Below are 20426 nucleotides of genomic sequence, written 5' to 3'. Positions count from 1 at the left end.
GATCAGCGTCCCGCCGGAGCGCCGGCCTGCTCGGCCTGGCCCGGCTGCCAGTTGGCCGGCGGAGTGATCGAGACGCTCGGCACCAGCGCGTTGAGCTGGGTCACGACGTCGGGGGTGAGGTCCGAACCGCCCTGGACGGCGACGACCGCCTCCGGCCCGATCACGACGCCGACCTTCTTCGCGGTCATCGCGGCCTTGAGAGCCTGCTCGACCTTGGCGCCGATCTGCTCCTTCACATAGGCCTGCGGACGGGCGATCGGGGCGGCAAGGCGCTGCAGCTCGGCCTGGGCGGCCTGGCCCTTCTGCTGGAAGGCGCCGATCTTGGCGTCGAGCGTCGCCTTCGGCGTCGCCGGGTTCTTCTGGAGATTCTCGATCTCGGTGCGGAGCGGGCCCAGCTCGCCCTGCAGCGCCGTCTGGCGGGTCTGCAGCGCGGTGAACTGCGCCTTGTAGGTGGTCTCGATCTGGGTCATCGCCGAACGATAAGCGGCCGAATTGGCGACCGCGCCTTCGAGGTCGACGACGGCGACGCCGGTGTTGACGGCGGCGGCGGCCGGCGCCGCGGCCGCCTGGGCATTGGCCGCGACGGGAAGAAGCGCGAGGGCGGCCACGCTGGCCGCCGTCTTCAGGAAGGATTTCATCAGAACTGTGTCCCTACGTTGAAAGTGAAGAGCTTGGTGTTGTCGCCCGGCTCCTTGAGAAGAGCCTTGGCGATATCGATGCGGAACGGACCGAAGGGCGAATTCCAGTTGACGCCGAAGCCCACCGAAAGGCGCGGCTTGGCGGAGTTGCCATAGAAATCCTCGCGGAACGGGCTGATCGTGTTCTGGGCCGGCGTGTTCAGGAAGCTGCCGACGCACGGATTCTTGGACGAGGATGAGTAGCCGTTCTTACAGATGGTATAGGTCCCGGCATTGTCACCTTCGGCGGTGATGTAAAGTTGGCGCCCGCTACTGTCGAGCAAATCCCGCAACACTGGCAGATAGTTGCCGTTCTCGTCCTTCTGAAAGGGATAATTGGGATTCTCAGGCGCGATCAGCGCCGGCTTCGTCACGCCGAACACCGCGCCGACGTCCATGAAGATCGACGGACGCAGGCCGAGCTCGCGGGCGCCGTTGCCGAGCGGAATCTCGAGCTCGAGCCGGCCGCGATAATAGGCCTTGCCGCCAAGCGCATCGTCATTGGTGTAGTTCTTGTCGTTGACCGCCGCGAACTGGCCGGTGTTGGGATCGATGTAGCGGCGGATCACGCGCGGGCCGACGCCGCGGATGCCGAAGCCGCGCATGTCCGGCTCGCCCAGATAGAAGCGGTCGATCAGGCGGACGTCCTGGCCGAGACCCTTGATGTAGCCGCCCTCGCCGCCCGCCGAGAAGATGAAGCCGCCGCCGATGCCCCAATATTTGGTCGCCTGCACCGACGTCTTGATATAGCGGACCTTGCCGCCGAGGCCGGCGAAATCCTGGCTGAACACGGCGCGCTGGCCGCGCGACGGGCGGATGCGGTTGTTGAGGTTGTCGAACACCAGCGAGTAGCCGACCGACGAGGTCACCCGGTTGCCGATCGCGTCGCAGAGATAGCGTCCCGCCACGATCGGATCGCAGGCGTCGCGGATGCCGTCGCCATTGGTATCGGTGTAATAGGTGAACTTGTTCAGCGACACCTGATCATAGCTGAGGCCGTAGCGCGTCGCGAGGGTGATGAACTCGGTCAGCGGCACGCCGGCGCGGAGCTGGAAGCCGGTCGTGGTCTGCTCATAGGTGGTGTTGCGGTCGTTGCCGGCGAAGTTGAACGAGTTGTAGTCGCGCCGGAACAGGTCGACGCCGACCGCGATGTTCTTGTCGAACACATAGGGTTCGGTGAAGCCCAGCTCGATCGACTTCGAATAGGTCGAGTAGCTGACCCCGGCGCGGAGCTCCTGCCCCTTGCCCATGAAGTTGCGCTCGCGGATCGACAGGTCGACGATGAAGCGCTCGAGGCTCGAATAACCCGCCGACACCTGCAGCTCGCCGGTCGACTTCTCCTCGACGTTCGCCTCCAGCACGACGCGGTCGGGCGCCGATCCGGGCTTCTGCTCGACCTCGAACTTGTCCTGGAAGAAGCCGAGCGACTGGATGCGGTCGCGCGAGCGCTTGACCTTGAAGCTGTTGAAGGCGTCGCCTTCCGACAGGCGGAATTCGCGGCGGACGACCTTGTCCTTGGTGTGGGTGTTGCCGTTGATGTCGATCCGCTCGACATAGACGCGAGGGCTCTGGTTGATCTTGAAGACCACCCCCATGGTCAGGTCGTCCTTGTCGCGGTTGAAGTCCGGACGGACGTCGGGGGTGAAGCCGAACACGCCGGTCGCCTCGGTGATGGCGTCGACGGTGTCCTCGACCTGCTTCGCGTTGTACCAGTCGCCCTTCTTCATCGGCAGCAGATATTTGAAGGTCGAGGCCTTGATGTCGCGGATCTCGCTTTCGAGGTCGACGTCGCCGAATTTGTAGCGCGAGCCTTCCTCGACGACATAGGTGATGATGAAGTCCTTCTTGTCCGGCGTCAGCTCGGCGACGGCGGACACGACGCGGAAGTCGGCATAGCCCTGCGTCAGGTAGAACTGGCGCAGCTTCTGCTGGTCGTAGGACATCCGGTCGGGATCGTAGCTGGTGCCCGACGAGAAGATCTTGGTGAGGCCGGTCTGCTTGGTCGCCATCTCGCCGCGCAGGCGGCCGTCCGAGAATTTCTCGTTGCCGATGATGTTGATCTTGCGGACCTTCGACTTGTCGCCCTCGTGGATCTCGAAGATGATGTCGACGCGGTTCTGGTCGAGCTGGACCATCTTCGGCTCGACGGTCGCGGCGAAGCGGCCCTGGCGGCGATACAGCTCGATGATGCGGTTGACGTCGGCGCGGACCTTCGACCGGGTGAAGATCTGGCGCGGCGCCAGCTTGATCTCCGGATTGATCTTGTCGGCCTTGAGCCGCTTGTTGCCTTCCAGCACGATGCGGTTGACGACCGGGTTCTCGCGGACCTGGAGGGTGATGTTGCCCTGCCCGTCGTCGCGCACCTGCACGTCGGCGAACAGCTCGGTCTCGTAGAGGTCCTTCAGCGCCTGGTCGAGCGCCTCGCGGGTGTAGCTCTCGCCCGGGGCCAGCTTGACGTAGGAGCGCACCGTGTCGGCCTCGAGACGCTCCGACCCGGCGACGTTGACCGACTTGATGGTGCCCAGCGTCTGCGCCGGTCCCAGCACAACGGGCTGGGCGGCCGGAGCCGCGGGTTCGGGAGCCGGGGGCTGAGCCGGGGCCTGCTGCGCCATCGCCGGCTGCGCCAGCCCGCCGAGCATCGTGCCGACGAGGAGCGCCGACAATAGCCGCGCCCGATGGATGTTCGTCGTCGTCGCCGTCACGCGTTCCCCGCCTCGAAAGAATCCCTGACCCCCGAACGTGGGAGCGTGCGCATGCACTGCCCCAACAAGCTCAGCCGATCAACCCGGCAAGCCGCTCCAGCGCCCCCAGCGAGAGAATATCGTTGAGCGTCACGAAGATCATGAACGACAGCAGCACCGCCAGACCCGATCGAAACGCCCATTCCATCGCCCTTTCCGGCACGGGCCGGCGCGCTATTCCCTCGAACAGGTAGAAGACCAGATGGCCACCGTCGAGCATGGGGATTGGCAATAGGTTGATGAATCCCAGATTAATCGAAATGAGAGCCATCAACATGACGAAGTTGAGCAGGCCCAGCGACGCCTGCTGGCCGGAGACCTGGGCGATCTTGATCGGACCGCCCAATTCCTTGACCGAACGGCGGCCGGTGACGATCTGGCCGAGCGTGTCGACCATCATCCGGACGATGCCGAAGGTCTGGCGGGTCGCCTCCACAGGAAGCTCGTGTAGCGGCACCGGCACCACGATCTGCGGGCCCGACAGCACGCCGATCGTGCCCTTGCGGAATTCGTTGCCGAAGCGATCGCGCTCGACATTGGCGACCGGCACGACGAACAGCGTCCTCGTCTCCGATCCGCGGACCAGGTCGATCCGCAGCCGCTCGTCGGGGCGGAAGCGGATCATGTCGGCGAGGTCGTCGAACCGTTCGATCGGCCGCCCCTCGATCGCGACGACCCGATCGCCGGGCTGCATCCCAGCCCGCGCGGCCGGCGATCCCTCGATCACCGCCGACACCACCGAGGGGGTGCGCGGCGCGCCATACGCCGCGAAGAAGGCCATGAAGATGCCGATCGCGACGACGAAATTGGTGAACGGCCCGGCGAAGACGATCAGGAAGCGTTGCCAGACCGGCTTGGCCTGGAAGGTCCTGGCGCGCTCCTCGGGCGGCAGGGCGAGCCATTCGGGGGTCGGCACGCTCGCAGGGTTCATGTCGCCGGCGAACTTCACATAGCCGCCCATCGGCATCCAGCCCAGCTTCCAGCGGGTGCCGCGCGAATCGGTATAGCCGGCGATCTCCCGCCCGAAACCGATGGAGAAGACGTCGGCCTTCACCCCGCACCAGCGCCCGGCCAGGTAGTGGCCGAGCTCGTGGACGAAGATCAACGGCCCGATGACGAGCAGGAAAGCCAATATCGTGAAGAGGATACCGGGACTGTCTGTCACGCCGTCATAACCTCCATCGTCGCCTGCGCGGCCCTGCGGGCGCCGGCGTCGATCGCGAAGACGTCGTCGAGCGAAGCCGGAGCCGGCGGATCATAGCGCTCCAAGGCTTTGCGGACGATTAACGCGATGTCGAGGAAACCGATCCGCCCGTCGAGGAAGGCGGCCACGGCCACCTCGTTGGCGGCGTTGAGGATCGCCGGGCGGGCGCCGCCGGCCGCGAGCACGTCGAGCGCGATCGCCAGCGCCGGAAAACGTTCGAGGTCGGGCGCGAGGAAATCGAGCCGGCCGACCGTCGCCAGGTCGAGCCGACGGCAGGGCGTCGCCATGCGCTGCGGCCAGGCCAGGCTGTGCGCGATCGGGGTGCGCATGTCGGGCGTGCCGAGCTGCGCGAGCACCGATCCGTCGATATAGTCGACCAGCGCATGGACCACCGATTGCGGGTGGATGATCGCGTCGAACGCCTCGGGCGGCAGCGGGAAGAGGTGGAAGGCCTCGATCAGTTCGAGGCCCTTGTTCATCAGCGTAGCCGAATCGACCGAGATCTTGGCGCCCATCGACCAGTTGGGGTGGCGGACCGCCTGGGCCGGGGTCGCTGCGCGCATCGCCTCGATGCTCCAGTCGCGGAACGGCCCGCCGCTCGCGGTCAGCGTCACCTTGCGGATGCTGCCCGGCGCGGCATGGTCGAAGCACTGGAAGACGGCATTATGCTCCGAATCGACCGGCAGCAGCGTCGCGCCGTGCGCGCGCGCCGCGTCGGTCATCAGCGCGCCGGCCGAGACCAGCGATTCCTTGTTGGCGAGCGCCACCGTCCCCCCGGCCGCCAGCGCCGCCAGGGTCGGCCGCAGCCCGGCGATCCCGACGATCGCCGCCATCGTCCAGTCGGCGCCGGCCGCGGCGGCCTCGACGATCGCCTCCACGCCGGCGGCCGCGCGGATGCCGGTGCCGGCGAGCGCCGCCTTGAGATCGTCATAGCGCGCCGGATCGCCGATCACGGCCAGTTCGGCGCCGGTCCGCCGCGCCGCCGCGGCGAGGCCGTCGACGTCGCGCTGGGCGGTGAGCGTGGTCACGCGGAAACGATCGGGCTCGCGTTCGACGAGGTCGAGGGTCGAGGTGCCGATCGAGCCGGTCGCGCCGAGGATGGCGATGCTCCGCGCGGTCACAGCCATCCCCCCGCGACGGCGGCGGCGACCAGCACCGCCACCGGCACCACGCCGTCGAGCCGGTCGAGCACCCCGCCATGGCCGGGCAGCAGCTTGCCGCTGTCCTTCACGCCCGAGCGGCGCTTGAGCCAGCTTTCGAACAGGTCGCCCGCCTGCGCGGCGACCGCGAGCGGCGCGGCGGCGAACAGGCAGAAGGCCGGCAGGCCGCCGGCCCGCGCGACCAGCGCGCCGACGATCGCGGCGGCGATCATCCCGCCGATCAGTCCCGCCCAGGTCTTGTTCGGGCTGAGCGCGGGGGCGAGCTTGGGCCCACCGATCGCGCGGCCGGCGAAGAAGGCGCCGATGTCGGTCGCCCAGACGATGACGAGCGTCCAGAGCGCGAGGACGAGCCCCTGCTCCGCCTGCTCGCGCAGGAAGACGAGCGCGATCGCCGGCAGCGCGGTATAGAGCACGCCGGCGCCGAGCCGCGCGCGGAAGCCGATCACGGCCAGCAGGATCGCGCCGAGCCCGGCCAGGTCGATCGTCTGCGCGATCAGCCGGCCGGAATAGCGCGCCATAGCCGCAGGATCGATGAAGGGCAGCGCCGTCACCATCAGCGCGGCGACGATCGCGGCGCCGACCGCGGCCTGCCACTTGGCGGCCTTGGCCATCGCCGACCATTCAAGCATCATCAGCACCGCCAGCAGCGACGCGAGCGCCCAGAAGGCGGTACCGCCCAGCCACAGCGCGCCCAGCGCCACCGCGATCATCGCGATGCCCGAAAGGATACGGAGCCGGAGTTCGGAGGCCGCGGCCTGTGCCATGACCTTATCGGCCGCCGAAGCGGCGCTCCCGCGCCCCGAAGTCGGCGATCGCGGCGGCCAGCGCCGCGCCGTCGAAGTCGGGCCATAGCGTGTCGACGAACAGCAGTTCGGCATAGGCCGCCTGCCAGAGCAGGAAATTGGACAGGCGCCGCTCGCCCGAGGTGCGGATCAGCAGGTCGAGCGGCGGCAGGTCCTGCGTGTCGAGCCGGCCGTCGATCACCGCGCTGCAGATGTCCTCGGGCGCGAGCCGGCCGTCGCGCACGTCGGCGGCGATCTCCCGCACCGCGCGGACCATCTCGTCCTGCGCGCCGTAGTTGAGCGCCAGCACGAAATCGAGGCGGCGATTATGCTTGGTGCGCTCGACCCCTTCGCGGACCAGGTCGACCAGGTCGCCCTCGAGCCCGTTGATGTCGCCGATCGTCCGCAGGCGGATGCCGTTGCGGTCGAGCTCGGCGACCTCCTTGCGCAGATAATGGCGCAGCAGCCCCATCAGGTCGGACACTTCCTCGGTCGACCGCCGCCAGTTCTCCGAGGAGAAGGCATAGAGCGTCAGCGCCTGGAGGCCCATGTCGGCCGCGGCCTTGACGGTGGTGCGCACCGCCTCCGCCCCGGCCCGGTGCCCGGCGACGCGCGGCAGGAAGCGGCGCTTCGCCCAGCGGCCGTTGCCGTCCATGATGATCGCGACATGGCGCGGCGCCGTCCCCGCGTCCGCGAGGGTGCTGGAGGCGGAGCTGGCCGAAAGGCCGCTCACTTGCCGAGGATTTCCTTTTCCTTCGCCGCGGCCGCCGCATCGACGTCCGAGATGGTCGCGTCGGTCAGCTTCTGGACCTCGGTCTCGCGGCGCTTGCGGTCGTCCTCGCCGATCTCGCCCTTCTTCTCGTCGGTCTTGAGGCTGTCCATGCCGTCGCGACGGACGTTGCGGACGGCGACGCGGGCCTTCTCGGCATATTGGCTGGCGAGCTTGGCCAGTTCCTTGCGGCGCTCCTCGGTCAGGTCGGGGATCGGGATGCGCAGCGTCTGGCCGTCGACGATCGGGTTGAGGCCGAGGCCAGCCGAGCGGATCGCCTTGTCGACCGGGCCGACGTTCGAGCGGTCCCACACCTGCACCGACAGCATGCGCGGTTCGGGCGCGGTGACCGTCGCGGCCTGGTTGAGCGGCATGTGCGCGCCATAGATCTCGACCGTCACCGGATCGAGCAGGTTGACCGACGCGCGGCCGGTGCGCAGGCCGGTCAGGTCGCTCTTGAGCGCTTCGACGGCTCCGTGCATGCGGCGTTCGAGATCGGCCTTGTCATAGGCGGGCATGATGGTCTCCCCTCAGTTCTGAACGGTCGTGGCCGTTCCCGAACCCGCGAGCACCCGGGCGAGATTCCCCTGCTCACGGATATTGAATACCACGATCGGAATGTTGTTGTCGCGGCACAGCGCGACGGCGCTCGCGTCCATCACCTTCAGGTCGTCGGCGAGGACGCGGTTGAAGGTGACGGTCTCGTACCGGATGGCGGTCGGGTCCTTCTTCGGGTCGGCGTTGTAGACGCCGTCGACCGAGGTCCCCTTGAACAGCGCGTCGCAGCCCATTTCGGCGGCGCGCAGCGCGGCGGCGCTGTCGGTGGTGAAATAGGGATTGCCGGTGCCGGCCGCGAAGATCACGATCCGGCCCTTCTCCAGGTGGCGTTCGGCGCGGCGGCGGATGAAGGGCTCGCACACCGTGCTCATCGGGATCGCCGACTGGACGCGAGTGTCGACGCCGATCTGCTCGAGCGCGTTCTGCACCGCGAGCGCGTTCATCACCGTCGCGAGCATGCCCATATAGTCGGCGCTGGTGCGGTCGAAACCCTTGGCGGCGGCGGCGAGGCCCCGGAAGATGTTGCCGCCGCCGACGACGAGGCACAGCTCGTAATGGGTGGCGACGTCGGCGATCTCGCGAGCGACGCGGGCGACCGTCTCGGGATCGATCCCGAACTGCCCCTGCCCCATCAGCACCTCACCCGACAGCTTCAGAAGGATACGTTTGAAGCGCGGGCGATCCATGGGTTCTTCTTCACTTTAATTCTACTGTGTGGCGGGCACCTTAGGGGCAGGTTTCGAACCTGCCAAGCGCCCATAAAAAAGGCCCGCTCTTCCGGGCGTCACCGGAAGAGCGGGCCCTTCTTCGATCCGATCAGCCCTTGACGGCCGCCGCGACCTCGGCAGCGAAATCGCTGGTTTCCTTCTCGATGCCTTCGCCGAGCTGGAAGCGGACATAGTCCTTCAGCGTGATCGAGCCGCCGGCCGCCTTGGCGGCGTTGGCGACGACCTGCGCGATCGGGGTCTTGTTGTCGATCACGAAGACCTGGCTGAGCAGCGCGTTCTCCTTGCGGAACTTCGCGACCGCGCCCTGGACCATCTTCTCGACGATCTCGGCCGGCTTGCCCGACTCGGCTGCCTTCTCGGCGGCGATCGCGCGCTCGCGCTCGATCACGACCGGGTCGAGGCCGTCCTCGGTCAGCGCCTGCGGGAAGGCGGCGGCGATGTGCATCGCGATCTGCTTGCCGACGGTCTCCATCTCGGCGACCGGGGCGTCGCCCTCGAGCGCGACGAGCACGCCGATCTTGCCGAGGCCCGGCACGGCGGCGTTGTGGACGTAGGGAACGACGGTGCCCTTCGACACTTCGACGACCTTGGCGCGGCGCAGCGTCTGGTTCTCGCCGATCGTCGCGATGTTCGACGTCAGCTTCTCCGCCACGGTGCCGCCGCCCGGATAGCCGGCGCCGGCCAGCGCCGCGACGTCGTCGCCCGCGGTCAGCGCGAGCTGGGTCACGGTGCGGACGAAATCCTGGAACTGGTCGTTCTTGGCGACGAAATCGGTCTCCGAGTTGACCTCGACCGCGGCGCCCTTGGTGCCCTCGACGCTGACGCTGACGCCGACCAGGCCCTCGGCCGCGGTGCGGCTCGACTTCTTGGCGGCGGTGGCGAGGCCCTTGGTGCGCAGCCAGTCGACCGCGGCTTCCATGTCGCCGTTGGTCTCGGTCAGCGCCTTCTTGCAGTCCATCATGCCGGCGCCGGACTTCTCGCGAAGCTCCTTGACGGCAGCAGCGGTGATCTCCGCCATATGCTTTTCCTTTCGTACGAATGCGTCACCCCGGCGCGGGCCGGGGTCTCACAGAAGCGTCGTGCCGGGCACGACCGCGAGATCCCGGCCTAGGCCGGGATGACGATGGAATTATTACGCGAGCGCGTCTTCGCTCGGAGCCTCGACGGCGGCGCCGAGATCCTCGCCGCGGGCCTGACGGCCGCCCTGGGCGCCACGGGTCGCGGCCTCGGCGACGGCCTCGCAATAGAGGCGGATCGCGCGGGCGGCGTCGTCATTGGCGGGAACCGGGAAGGCGATGCCGTCCGGGCTGACGTTCGAATCGAGGATCGCGACGACCGGGATGCCGAGCGTGTTGGCTTCCTTGATCGCCAGCTCTTCCTTGTTGGCGTCGATCACGAACATCACGTCCGGGATGCCGCCCATGTCGCGGATGCCGCCGAGCGACAGCTCGAACTTGTCGCGCTCGCGGGTGAGTTGGAGGACTTCCTTCTTGGTCAGGCCGTGGGTGTCGCCCGACAGCTGCTCCTCGAGCGCTTTGAAGCGCTTGATCGAGTTCGAGATGGTCTTCCAGTTGGTGAGCATGCCGCCCAGCCAGCGATGGTTGACATAATGCTGGCCCGACCGGCGCGCGGCCTCGGCGATCGGCTCCTGCGCCTGGCGCTTGGTGCCGACGAACAGGACCTTGCCGCCGTGCTGGACGGTCTGGCTGATGAAATCGAGCGCGCGCGCCATCAGCGGCACGGTCTGCGACAGGTCGATGATGTGGATGCCGTTGCGGTCGCCGAACAGATACGGCTTCATCTTCGGATTCCAGCGGTGAGTCTGGTGACCGAAATGCGCGCCGGCGTCGAGCAACGCCTGCATGGAGACGGTGGGAGCCGCCATAGGATTTTCTCCTTACCCGGTTGAACCTCTGCGGGGCGGGAACCGGGAAACCCGGCACCGGACTATGTGCCCCGCATGTGGAATGGCCGCGCCTCTATGCGACCTGCCGTGCGAAATCAAGGCTTGACACGCAAGAACAAATCATGAACATTGGGAACAGAACGAGATTTCAGGCGCTTTTCCCGGTCATCGAAGCCCCAGGAAGCGAACGCGCCGGAAACGGACGACAAAGGACAAGACGATGCTTCAGCTTCTCTCCTTCGCCCTGTTCTCGGGTGTGTTCATCATCTCGATCGCGGCGATCGCGGCCACGGTCCGTTCGGAGATGCCCTATATCCTGCGCGCCCTGGGCATCGCCCCCTCGCCCACTCCGCCGCTCCGCCCGGTCGCGGAGCGGCGCTTCCGGGTCATTCGGCAGGTGCAGGGTCGGCCGGCGGCGTCGGCGCAGGCGTGGCGCGCCGCCGCCTGATGCGGCGATAGGAGGCCGCGCTGAACGGCACGGTCGCCAGATAGCCGAGCATGAAGACGCTGAGCGTGTGCCAGGGCGCGTTGAACAGCGCGGCGCCCAGCATCGCCACCAGCAGCAACGCCGGCAGCCGCCAGGCGCGCGATATATGGAGCGACGACCAGCTGTAGGTCGCGATGTCGGAGATCATCAGGCAGCCGACCAGCGCCGCCCATCCGCAGATGAAATAGGGATCGCGGAACCACCACAGGTCGCTCCACAACCACATCGCCACCGGCACCAGCATCAGCCCCGCGCCGAGCGGCGCCGGGACGCCGGTCAGGAACCCCGCCACCTTGCGGGGATGCTCGGCGGTATCGATCGAGGCGTTGAAGCGGGCGAGCCGCAGCGCCGCGCAGACCGCATAGCCGAGCGCGAAAATCCAGCCGAAACGCGGGATCTCGTTCAGCGACCAGAGGAACATGATGATCGCGGGCGAGACGCCGAAGGCGATCACGTCCGACAGCGAATCGAGCTCGGCGCCGAACCGGCTCTCGCCCTTCAGCAGCCGCGCGATCCGCCCGTCGAGCCCGTCGAGCACCCCGGCGATGGCGATGGCGATCAGCGCCTTCTCCCAGTCCCCGGCGATCGCGAAGCGCACCCCGGTCAGCCCCGAGCAGAGCGCGAGGGCGGTCACCGCATTGGGGGCGACGGCGCGCGCGGGTATGCCGCGGCGGATATTCTGACGGCGTCCGCGCATCAGGCGATCGAGGCCCCGGCCGGGAGGGGGCGGGACATCATTGCGCCGCGCCGATGCTGCGATCGGCCTCGCCGAGCCTGGCGATCACCGTCTCGCCGGCGATGGTCCGCTGGCCGAGCGCGACGCGGTGCCCGGTGCCGGCCGGCAGATAGACGTCGACCCGGCTGCCGAAGCGGATCAGGCCGACGCGCTGGCCGAGGCCGACGACGTCGCCGGCCTTGACGAAGGGCACGATGCGGCGGGCGACGAGGCCGGCGATCTGGGTGAAGCCGATGCGGGTGCCGTCGGCGCCCTCGACCAGGAAATGCTGGCGCTCATTCTCCTCGCTCGCCTTGTCGAGGTCGGCGTTGAGGAAGCTGCCGGCGATATAGGCGACGCGCTTGATCGTGCCCGCGATGGGCGTGCGGTTGATGTGGACGTCGAACACCGACATGAAGATCGAGACGCGGGTCATCGGCGCGTCGCCGAGCCCGTCCTCGCCGGCCAGCTCGCGCGGCGGCGGCACGGTGGTGATCATCGTCACCAGCCCGTCGGCGGGCGCGATCACGAGGCCCTCGCCGGTCGGGGTGCTGCGGACGGGATCGCGGAAGAAGGCGGCCACCCAGATGGTGATGCCGGCCATCGGCCAGGCGAGCGTCTCCCATGCCAGAAGAGCGAAGATCAGGCAGATCACTGCCGAGAGCAGGACGAATTTGCGACCCTCGGGATGGACGCTGGGCCAGCGCCATTTGATCGAGGTCGTTCCGATGTCGGGTTTGTCGAGGGATGTCATCGCTGCAGTGTAGGGATGCCGGATGGGGCTGACAATCATCCCGGCGACCTTCGGGGTCCGCTTTTCCGGCCGCGCTTGCGAATAATTGGGCCGGCAATGGTTGATCCTGCCGATTTGCTGGCATAGGGACGGCCGGAACTTTCCTCCCCCGGAGATAGAAAAGCATGGCGAAGATCAAGGTGAAAACTCCCGTCGTCGAGCTCGACGGCGATGAAATGACGCGGATCATCTGGCAATGGATTCGCGAGCGCCTGATCCTCCCCTATCTCGACATCGGCCTGGAATATTACGACCTGTCCGTCGAGAAGCGCGACGAGACCAACGACCAGATCACCATCGACAGCGCCAAGGCGATCCAGAAGTACGGCGTCGGCGTGAAGTGCGCGACGATCACCCCGGACGAGGCCCGCGTCGAGGAATTCAAGCTCAAGAAGATGTGGAAGTCGCCGAACGGCACAATCCGCAACATCCTGGGCGGCGTCGTGTTCCGCGAGCCGATCGTGATCAAGAACGTCCCCAGGCTGGTGCCGGGCTGGACCGATCCGATCGTCGTCGGCCGTCACGCCTTCGGCGACCAGTATCGCGCCACCGACTTCCTCGTCCCCGGCCCCGGCAAGCTCCGCATGATCTGGGAAGGCGACAATGGCGAGACCATCGAGCATGAGGTCTTCCAATATCCGTCGGCCGGCGTCGCGATGGGCATGTACAATCTCGACGAGTCGATCCGCGACTTCGCCCGCGCCAGCATGAACTATGCGGTCGATCGCGGATGGCCGCTCTATCTCTCGACCAAGAACACCATCCTCAAGGCCTATGACGGCCGCTTCAAGGACCTGTTCCAGGACGTGTTCGACGCCGAGTTCGCCGACAAGTTCAAGGCGCGCAACATCGTCTACGAGCATCGCCTGATCGACGACATGGTCGCCTCGGCGCTCAAGTGGAGCGGCAAGTTCGTCTGGGCCTGCAAGAATTACGACGGCGACGTCCAGTCGGATACCGTCGCGCAGGGCTTCGGCTCGCTCGGCCTGATGACCTCGGTGCTGATGTCGCCGGACGGCAAGACGATCGAGGCCGAGGCGGCGCACGGCACCGTCACCCGCCACTATCGCATGCACCAGGCGGGCAAGCAGACCTCGACCAACCCGATCGCCTCGATCTTCGCCTGGACGCAGGGCCTGCAGTTCCGCGGCAAGTTCGACGGGACCCCCGACGTGGTCAAGTTCGCCGAGACGCTCGAGCGCGTCTGCATCCAGACCGTCGAGAAGGGCGGGATGACCAAGGACCTCGCGATCCTGATCGGCCCGGACCAGCCCTGGATGACCACCGAGCAGTTCTTCGAGCAGATCCGCGTCAACCTCGAAGCCGAGATGGCGAACTGGAAGTAAGTTCCAGCACCTTCTGAGATCAGGGCGTCATTCCACTGGAATGGCGCCCTTTTCTTTTATCATCTACACATTAACCGCCGGCGACCGGACATGCTCGCGCCGGACGCCCAGCCCGACGATCCGCGCCGGTATCCGCTGGAGCAGCGGACAGCGGCCGATCAGCCGCAGCGCGAACGGCGCCTCCATTTGCGCGGTCGCATCGAGCGTCGGGCCGAGCACGCCGGCATGGACCGCGCGCTGCAACCCCTGGATCACCCGGACGGGCAGCATCCGCCGCGCCTGGACCTTGCCGAGCAGGCCGTCGACCGGCGCGCCCCGCGCCATCGGCCCGGCGAGGATGTTCGCCGCCGCCACCGCATCCTGGATCGCCAGGTTGATCCCCACCCCGCCGACCGGCGACATGGCATGGGCGGCGTCGCCGATCGCCAGCAGGCCGGGCCGGTGCCAGCGGGTCAGCCGGTCGAGCGAGACCGACAGCAGCTTGACGTCGTCCCAGGAGGCGATCGCGTCGAGGCTCCCCGCGATCTCGGGCTCCGCGAGCGCCACCCGCGTCCGGAAGGCGTCGAGCCCCTCGGCGCGAATGCGGTCGGCGCCGCCCTTGGCGAAGACGAAGGCGCATTGCCAATAGTCGCCCCGGTCGATCATCGCGATCACCGTGCCCGGCGCGAAGCGGCCCATCGTCTCGTTGTGCGCGGTGCGCGGCTTGGGCACCCGGAACCAGAAGACGTCGATCGGCGCGCCGAGGTCCTTGCGGGGAAGCCCCGCCGCCTCGCGCAGGATCGAGCCGCGTCCGTCGGCGGCGATCACCAGGTCGGCCGGGATCGTCTCGCCGTCGGCGAGGCGCACGCCGTCCACTCGCCCGCCCGTCTCGGTCAGCCCGACGACCTCGCTCTCCATGCGCAGCGCGAAGGTCGGCCAGCGGCTCGCCGCGTCGCGCACGAAGTCGAGGAAATGCCATTGCGGCATCATCATCATGAATTTGTGGCGAACCGGCAGATGGGTGAGGTCGGCCACCCGATAGCGCCGCCCGCCGACCGACGCCGAGACGTCGGTGACCATGTCATGCTCGCGCGCCAGCAGCGCCTCGGCGAGGCCGAGCTCGTCGAACAGCTCGATCGTCGAGGGATGGACGGTGTCCCCGCGGAAATCGCGCAGGAAATCGTCATGCTTCTCGACAACCAGCGTCTCGACGCCCGCCCGCGCGAACAACAGGCCGGCCATCATCCCGGCGGGGCCGCCGCCCGCGACGACCAGCCTGCTTCCCATCCCCGTCCTCCTCCGCTCAGCGCGGCTTGAAGGCGTAGTCTACCATGGATCGGGCGATTTCGCGCTCGCCGGTGATCGCCACGTCGGCGCCCATCTTCGAGAAATGCTCGACCTCGGCCTCGTCCTGCGCGCGGGCGATGATCCGGATCGCAGGATTGGCCTTGCGCGCGCGCTCGACGATCTGGCCGACCTCGAAGCCCTCGGCGATGGCGATGCAGAGCAGCCGCGCCTTTTCGAGCCGGGCCTGGTCGAGCGGCGACGCCTCGCAGGCATTGCCGATCAGCACGGTCGCATTGGGATGCTCCGGCAGGCCGGTCGCGTCGGGTTGCGCCTCGATGATCGTCACCTGCTCGCCCGCCTCGAGCAGCTTGCGGCCGACCAGCGATCCGACCCGGCCATAGCCGATCAGGACGACATGCCCGCGCGGCGGCGGCGGCGGCGCGGCCTCGTCCGTCACCTTCTCGGGCATCCATTTGCGCCCATAGCGCCCGACGATCGCGAAGATCAGCGGGTTGAGCAGGATCGAGATGATCGCCCCGGCGAGGATCAGGTCGCGCGCCACGGCGGGGATCAGCTTCAGCTCATGCCCCATCGTCGCCAGGATGAACGAGAATTCGCCGATCTGCGCGAGGCTGGCCGCGATGGTGAGCGCGGTGGCGGCCGAGTGGCGGAACGCCATGACGATCGCCAGCGCCGCGATCGACTTGCCGACGATGATGATCGCGACGGTGCCGAGCAGCGGCAACGGCTCGTCGGTTACGACATGCGGGTTGAACAGCATGCCGACCGAGACGAAGAACAGCACCGCGAAGGCGTCGCGCAGCGGCAGCGTCTCGTTGGCCGCGCGCTGGCTGAGCGGCGATTCGGCGAGGATCATGCCCGCGAAGAAGGCGCCCAGCGCGAAGGACACGCCGAACAGCATCGCCGCGCCGAACGCGACGCCGAGCGCGATCGCGAGCACCGCGAGCCGGAACAGCTCGCGCGAGCCGGTATGGGCGACATAGTGCAGCGCCCAGGGGATCACCCGCCGGCCGACGATCATCATGAAGGCGATGAAGGCGATGACCTTGCCGACCGTCAGCGCCAGGACCGCCCAGATCGCGCTGCCGCCGCCGCTTCCGCCCTGCGCCAGCGCCGGCAGCAGCACGAGCGCGAGCACCATCGCCAGGTCTTCGACGATCAGCCAGCCCACCGCGATCTTGCCGCGCTCGGTGTCGAGGATCTTGCGCTCCTGCAACGCGCGCAGCAGCACCACCGTGCTGGCGACCGACAAGGCCAGGCCGAAGACGATGCCGCCCGCCAGGCTCCAGCCCAGCAACGCCGCCAGGCCCATGCCCATCAGCGTCGCCACTGCGATCTGCGTGACGGCGCCCGGAATCGCGATCTTGCGCACGGCCATCAGGTCGCGCACCGAGAAATGCAGGCCGACGCCGAACATCAGCAGGATGACGCCGAGTTCGGCGAGTTCGTTGGCGAGATGCTGATCCGCGACATAGCCCGGCGTGAAGGGGCCCGCCGCGACGCCGGCCATCAGGTAGCCGACCAAAGGAGGAATGCGGAGCCGTTGGGCGACCGCGCCGAAGATGAAAGCCAGCGTTAGGCCGCCGACGATGGTTGCGATGAGCGGTGTCGCGTGAGGCACGCGGCGGGGTCTCCCTTCCTATGAGATGGTCGTGATCGTCGTTTAATGATGGAGTCGGGCCCCCGAGGAAAGGAAATTTCTCCGCAGGGTGTTCAGGGCGCCCGTCATCCGCAATGATCGACGGATGGCGCTACCCATTCATTCCGCGGCTTTCAGCGATTCGCTCGTCGTCCTGGGCACCGCGGGCCTCGTCATCCCCGCCTTCGCCCGCTTCCGCATCACCCCCGTCATCGGCTTCATCCTGGTCGGCATGCTGGTGGGGCCCAACGGTCTGGGCCGGCTGATCGACGAGGTTCCGTGGCTCTATTATGTGACGATCGGCAATCCGCGCTCGATCGAGCCCTTCGCCGAGTTCGGCATCGTCCTGTTGCTCTTCTCGATCGGCCTCGAGCTGAGCTTCAAGCGATTATGGGGCCTGCGCCGGACGGTGTTCGGGCTGGGCTCCTCGAAGCTGGCCCTGTCGGCGCTGCTGATCGGCGGCGGCCTCTGGCTGTTCGGCCAGACGCCGAACGGCTCGTTCGGCCTCGGCCTCGCGCTGGCGCTCTCCTCGACCGCGCTGGTGCTGCCGATGGTCGGCACCAGCGGCGCGGTCGGCCAGCGGGCCTTCGGCATCCTCCTGTTCGAGGATCTCGCGCTGGTGCCGATCGTGTTCATCCTCGGCGCGATGGCGCCCTATGGCGAAACCGACGGATGGGACGGGCTGCTGTTCACGGTCGCCTCCGGGATCGGCGTGATCGCGGTGATGATGGTCGGGGGGCGGCTGATCCTGCCCCGCTTGTTCGCGCAGGCCGCGCGCGCCAAGAATCCCGAGCTGTTCCTGTCGGCCAGCCTGCTCGTCGTCATCCTCGCCAGCATCGCGACCACCGCGGTCGGCCTGTCGCCGATCGTCGGCGCGCTGGTCGCCGGCCTGCTGATCGCCGAGACCGACTATCATGCCGAGGTCGACCTGGTCACCGCGCCGTTCAAGGGGCTGGCGCTCGGCATCTTCCTGATCACCGTCGGCATGTCGGTCGACCCGCTTATGATCCTCGCCAATTGGGACAGCGTCGCGCTGGCGGTCGTCGCGATCGTCGCCGCCAAGGCGCTGGTCACCGCCTTCCTGCTGCGCTTCTGGGGCGCGAAGCGGGCGGTCGCGGCCGAGACCGGGCTGCTGATGTCCTCCCCGTCGGAAACCACGCTGATCGTGCTCGCCACCGCGGCGCAGGCGCGGCTGATCGATCCCGGCACCGCCGGCTTCTGGCAGGTGGTGACCGCGATCGGGCTGACGATCACCCCGATCCTCGCCAAGATCGGGCACGACATCGCCCGTCGGGTCGACGAGCGCGAGACCGCCGCCGACCCCGACCTGTCGGACACGATCCAGGCACGCGCGATCATCGCCGGCTTCGGCCGCGTCGGGCGGCTCGTCGCGCAGATGCTCGATGCGCACAACAAGCCCTATATCGCCGTCGATGCCGATATCGACACGGTGATCAATGCCCGTCGGCGCGGCTACAAGGCGATGTTCGGCGATGTCGCCAAGCCGGGCATGCTCGACCATCTCGACCTGTCGCGCTCGACCGCGCTGATCCTGACGATGGACGATCCGGTGCAGGTCGTCCGCATCACCCGGCTCGCGCGGCAGAATTATCCCGAGCTGACGATCGTCGCCCGCGCCCGCGATCCGAACCACGCGGCGGAACTCTATCGCGCCGGCGCCACCGACGCCGTGCCCGAGACGATCGAATCCTCCCTGCAATTGTCGGAGGCGGTGCTGGTCGACCTCGCCGTGCCGATGGGACCGGTGATCGCCTCGATCCACGAGAAGCGCGCCGAGCTGCGCGCCAAGATCATGGAAATGGGCCAGATCGACCGCGAGCCGGCGTTCGGCCGCCGCCGGCTGCGCGACGCCGTCCCCGAGCAGGAGTAGATTTCCGGCGCACCGTCCCATCGCGCTGTTGCAGCGGCGCGGGCGCCGGGATAATCCGTGTCGGGGGTGTTCCTCTCGGGGAGCCGCATGGCCGAGTCCACAGATTATGTGTTCAAGCCGCACGAGCGGCCGACACTTCCAGGTTCGCCGGCCAATCCCGATCATCCCTCGCGTCGCCGGATGGGCTATTTCGCGATCGGCTGCCTGATCGGCGTCACCGGCGGGCTCGGCAATGCGCTGGTGACGGTGAACCTCAACTTCGCGCAGGGGACGCTCGGCCTCAACAGCGACGAGGCGACCTGGCTGACCGCCGCCTATTTCATGACCAACGTCACCGCCAACCTGCTGCTGGTGAAGTTCCGCCAGCAGTTCGGGCTGCAGATGTTCATCCGCTACATGCTCGCCGCCTATGCGGTGACCGCCCTCGCCCACCTGCTGGTCCACGATTTCTGGACCTCGGTCGCGGTGCGCGCGGCGAGCGGGATCGCGGCGAGCGGCCTGAGCACGCTGACCGTGCTCTATCTGTCGCAGGGCATGTCGGCGCCGAAGCGGCTGGCCGGGATCATGATCGGCATCAGCATCCCGCAGCTCGCCACCCCGCTCGCGCGGGTGCTCTCCCCCGGCCTGCTGATCTGGGGCGACTGGCACATGCTCTACTGGTTCGAGCTGGGGATGACGCTGGCGACGCTCGCCGCCGTCATGTCGCTGCCGCTGCCGCCCAGCGAACGGGTCCACGCGTTCGAGAAGCTCGATTTCCTGACCTTCGCGCTGCTCGCGCCCGGACTGTGGCTGCTCGTCGCGGTGCTCAGCGAGGGGCGGATCCAGTGGTGGGCGGAGCGCCCCTGGATCGGCTGGTCGCTGGCCGGCAGCATCGCGCTGATCGCCGCCGCGCTGGTGGTCGAGCACCATCGCGTCAACCCGCTGATCAACACCCGCTGGCTCGGCACGCGGGAGATGGTGCGGCTGATCGCGGTGGCGTCGTCGATCCGCATCCTGCTGTCCGAACAGGCGTTCGGATCGGTTGGCCTGCTCACCACGCTGGGCATGCTCAACGACCAGATGGTGACGCTCAACCTCGTCATCATCGTCGCCTCGGTCGCCGGCATCGCCGCGGCGGTGCTGACCTTCCGGCCCGCCAATGTCGCGCGGCCGCTGACCATCGCGGTGATCCTGATCGCGATCGGATCGTTCATGGACGCCGACACGACCAACCTCACCCGTCCGTCGAGCTTCTATGTCAGCCAGGCGATCATCGGCTTCGCCTCGCTGCTGTTCATGGCGCAGGCGATCGTGATCGGCATCGCCCGCACCCTGCTCGCCGGGACCAAGCATTTCATCAGCTTCATCGTGCTGTTCAGCCTCAGCCAGAGCATCGGCGGCCTGGTCGGATCGGCGCTGCTCGGCACCTTCCAGGTGGTCCGCGAGAAGTATCATTCGCACGAGCTGGTTCAGTCGATCGTGATGAGCGATCCGCAGGTCGCCGCGCGGATCGGCGCCGGCGCCCGCTCGCTCGGCGGGGTGATCGGCGATCCGGTGCTGCAAGGCGCGCAGGGTGCGGCGCTGCTCGCCCGCACCGTCACGCGCGAGGCGAACATCCTCGCCTATAACGACGTCTTCCTGCTGATCGGCGTCCTCGCCGTCGCGACCGTGATCTGGAGCTACGGCATCCGCCTGTCGATGCGCCGGCGCGGGGAAATCTCACCGGTACTGGAACTGCAACGGCGCATGGCGCAGGGGAAATGA

Annotated in this window: 18 protein-coding genes; 4 read left to right on the top strand and 14 right to left on the bottom strand. The window is 67.7% G+C overall.

The window, feature by feature from the left end:
* Positions 1 to 2 precede the first annotated feature (2 nt).
* The 10 genes from HRJ34_RS04475 to rpsB form a co-directional block, all read right to left on the bottom strand.
* Positions 3 to 638 carry an OmpH family outer membrane protein gene (locus HRJ34_RS04475; RefSeq protein ID WP_011951317.1) on the bottom strand — a complete coding sequence of 212 codons (636 nt, stop codon included), beginning with the start codon at positions 636 to 638 and terminating at the stop codon, positions 3 to 5.
* A complete protein-coding gene (gene bamA / locus HRJ34_RS04470) occupies positions 638 to 3379 on the bottom strand; it encodes an outer membrane protein assembly factor BamA (RefSeq protein WP_208633458.1) in 2742 nt (913 codons plus the stop codon). The genes HRJ34_RS04475 and bamA overlap by 1 nt, the downstream gene beginning before the upstream one ends.
* Before the next feature lie 70 nt (positions 3380 to 3449).
* Positions 3450 to 4583: an RIP metalloprotease RseP gene (rseP, locus tag HRJ34_RS04465; protein ID WP_011951315.1), complete on the bottom strand. Its 1134-nt coding sequence runs from the start codon at positions 4581 to 4583 to the stop codon at positions 3450 to 3452.
* Positions 4580 to 5749, bottom strand: coding sequence for a 1-deoxy-D-xylulose-5-phosphate reductoisomerase (locus HRJ34_RS04460; protein WP_029992260.1), 1170 nt, complete (start codon positions 5747 to 5749; stop codon positions 4580 to 4582). Before HRJ34_RS04460 ends, rseP begins: the two co-directional genes overlap by 4 nt.
* A complete protein-coding gene (locus tag HRJ34_RS04455; protein ID WP_208633457.1) occupies positions 5740 to 6546 on the bottom strand; it encodes a phosphatidate cytidylyltransferase in 807 nt (268 codons plus the stop codon). The genes HRJ34_RS04460 and HRJ34_RS04455 overlap by 10 nt, the downstream gene beginning before the upstream one ends.
* Before the next feature lie 4 nt (positions 6547 to 6550).
* Positions 6551 to 7297 carry an isoprenyl transferase gene (locus HRJ34_RS04450; protein ID WP_011951312.1) on the bottom strand — a complete coding sequence of 249 codons (747 nt, stop codon included), beginning with the start codon at positions 7295 to 7297 and terminating at the stop codon, positions 6551 to 6553.
* Entirely contained in the window at positions 7294 to 7851 is a 558-nt protein-coding gene (frr, locus tag HRJ34_RS04445) for a ribosome recycling factor (protein WP_011951311.1), read from the bottom strand. Before frr ends, HRJ34_RS04450 begins: the two co-directional genes overlap by 4 nt.
* A gap of 12 nt (positions 7852 to 7863) precedes the next feature.
* Entirely contained in the window at positions 7864 to 8577 is a 714-nt protein-coding gene (gene pyrH, locus HRJ34_RS04440; protein ID WP_011951310.1) for a UMP kinase, read from the bottom strand.
* Between the two features lie 130 nt (positions 8578 to 8707).
* Positions 8708 to 9637, bottom strand: coding sequence for a translation elongation factor Ts (tsf, locus tag HRJ34_RS04435; protein WP_208633456.1), 930 nt, complete (start codon positions 9635 to 9637; stop codon positions 8708 to 8710).
* A 114-nt stretch (positions 9638 to 9751) separates the two neighbouring features.
* Entirely contained in the window at positions 9752 to 10504 is a 753-nt protein-coding gene (gene rpsB / locus HRJ34_RS04430) for a 30S ribosomal protein S2 (protein WP_016744062.1), read from the bottom strand.
* A 241-nt stretch (positions 10505 to 10745) separates the two neighbouring features.
* Between rpsB and HRJ34_RS04425 the strand changes: the two genes are divergently transcribed.
* Positions 10746 to 10973 (top strand): hypothetical protein, encoded by a 228-nt coding sequence (locus tag HRJ34_RS04425; RefSeq protein WP_086400720.1) that lies wholly within the window; start codon positions 10746 to 10748, stop codon positions 10971 to 10973.
* Here the strand turns inward: HRJ34_RS04425 and HRJ34_RS04420 are convergent.
* Positions 10912 to 11709: a CDP-alcohol phosphatidyltransferase family protein gene (locus HRJ34_RS04420; protein WP_011951307.1), complete on the bottom strand. Its 798-nt coding sequence runs from the start codon at positions 11707 to 11709 to the stop codon at positions 10912 to 10914. The two genes, HRJ34_RS04425 and HRJ34_RS04420, sit on opposite strands and share 62 nt — an antisense overlap.
* A gap of 37 nt (positions 11710 to 11746) precedes the next feature.
* The gene (locus HRJ34_RS04415; RefSeq protein ID WP_029992259.1) at positions 11747 to 12481 is read right to left on the bottom strand and encodes a phosphatidylserine decarboxylase; all 735 of its coding nucleotides are present in this window, start codon (positions 12479 to 12481) and stop codon (positions 11747 to 11749) included.
* Positions 12482 to 12645: 164 nt separating this feature from the next.
* Here HRJ34_RS04415 and HRJ34_RS04410 point away from each other — a divergent pair, with 164 nt between their 5' ends.
* A complete protein-coding gene (locus tag HRJ34_RS04410; RefSeq protein WP_011951305.1) occupies positions 12646 to 13866 on the top strand; it encodes an NADP-dependent isocitrate dehydrogenase in 1221 nt (406 codons plus the stop codon).
* A 63-nt stretch (positions 13867 to 13929) separates the two neighbouring features.
* Here the strand turns inward: HRJ34_RS04410 and HRJ34_RS04405 are convergent, their stop codons facing one another.
* Together HRJ34_RS04405 and ybaL are read right to left on the bottom strand one after the other, a co-directional pair.
* Complete coding sequence (locus HRJ34_RS04405; RefSeq protein ID WP_208633455.1) at positions 13930 to 15132, bottom strand: FAD-dependent oxidoreductase; 1203 nt, start codon at positions 15130 to 15132, stop codon at positions 13930 to 13932.
* Between the two features lie 16 nt (positions 15133 to 15148).
* Positions 15149 to 16774: a YbaL family putative K(+) efflux transporter gene (ybaL, locus tag HRJ34_RS04400; RefSeq protein WP_208633454.1), complete on the bottom strand. Its 1626-nt coding sequence runs from the start codon at positions 16772 to 16774 to the stop codon at positions 15149 to 15151.
* Between the two features lie 124 nt (positions 16775 to 16898).
* Between ybaL and HRJ34_RS04395 the strand changes: the two genes are divergently transcribed.
* Both HRJ34_RS04395 and HRJ34_RS04390 read left to right on the top strand, forming a co-directional pair.
* On the top strand, positions 16899 to 18683 hold the full coding sequence (locus HRJ34_RS04395) for a cation:proton antiporter domain-containing protein (RefSeq protein ID WP_011951302.1): 1785 nt from the start codon (positions 16899 to 16901) through the stop codon (positions 18681 to 18683).
* Between the two features lie 87 nt (positions 18684 to 18770).
* A complete protein-coding gene (locus HRJ34_RS04390) occupies positions 18771 to 20426 on the top strand; it encodes an MFS transporter (protein WP_226949040.1) in 1656 nt (551 codons plus the stop codon).

This window comes from Rhizorhabdus wittichii (assembly GCF_017607425.1).
Lineage (GTDB): Bacteria > Pseudomonadota > Alphaproteobacteria > Sphingomonadales > Sphingomonadaceae > Rhizorhabdus > Rhizorhabdus wittichii.
The sequence above is the reverse complement of the archived record's forward strand: the minus strand, read 5'-3'. Positions and strand labels throughout refer to the sequence as shown.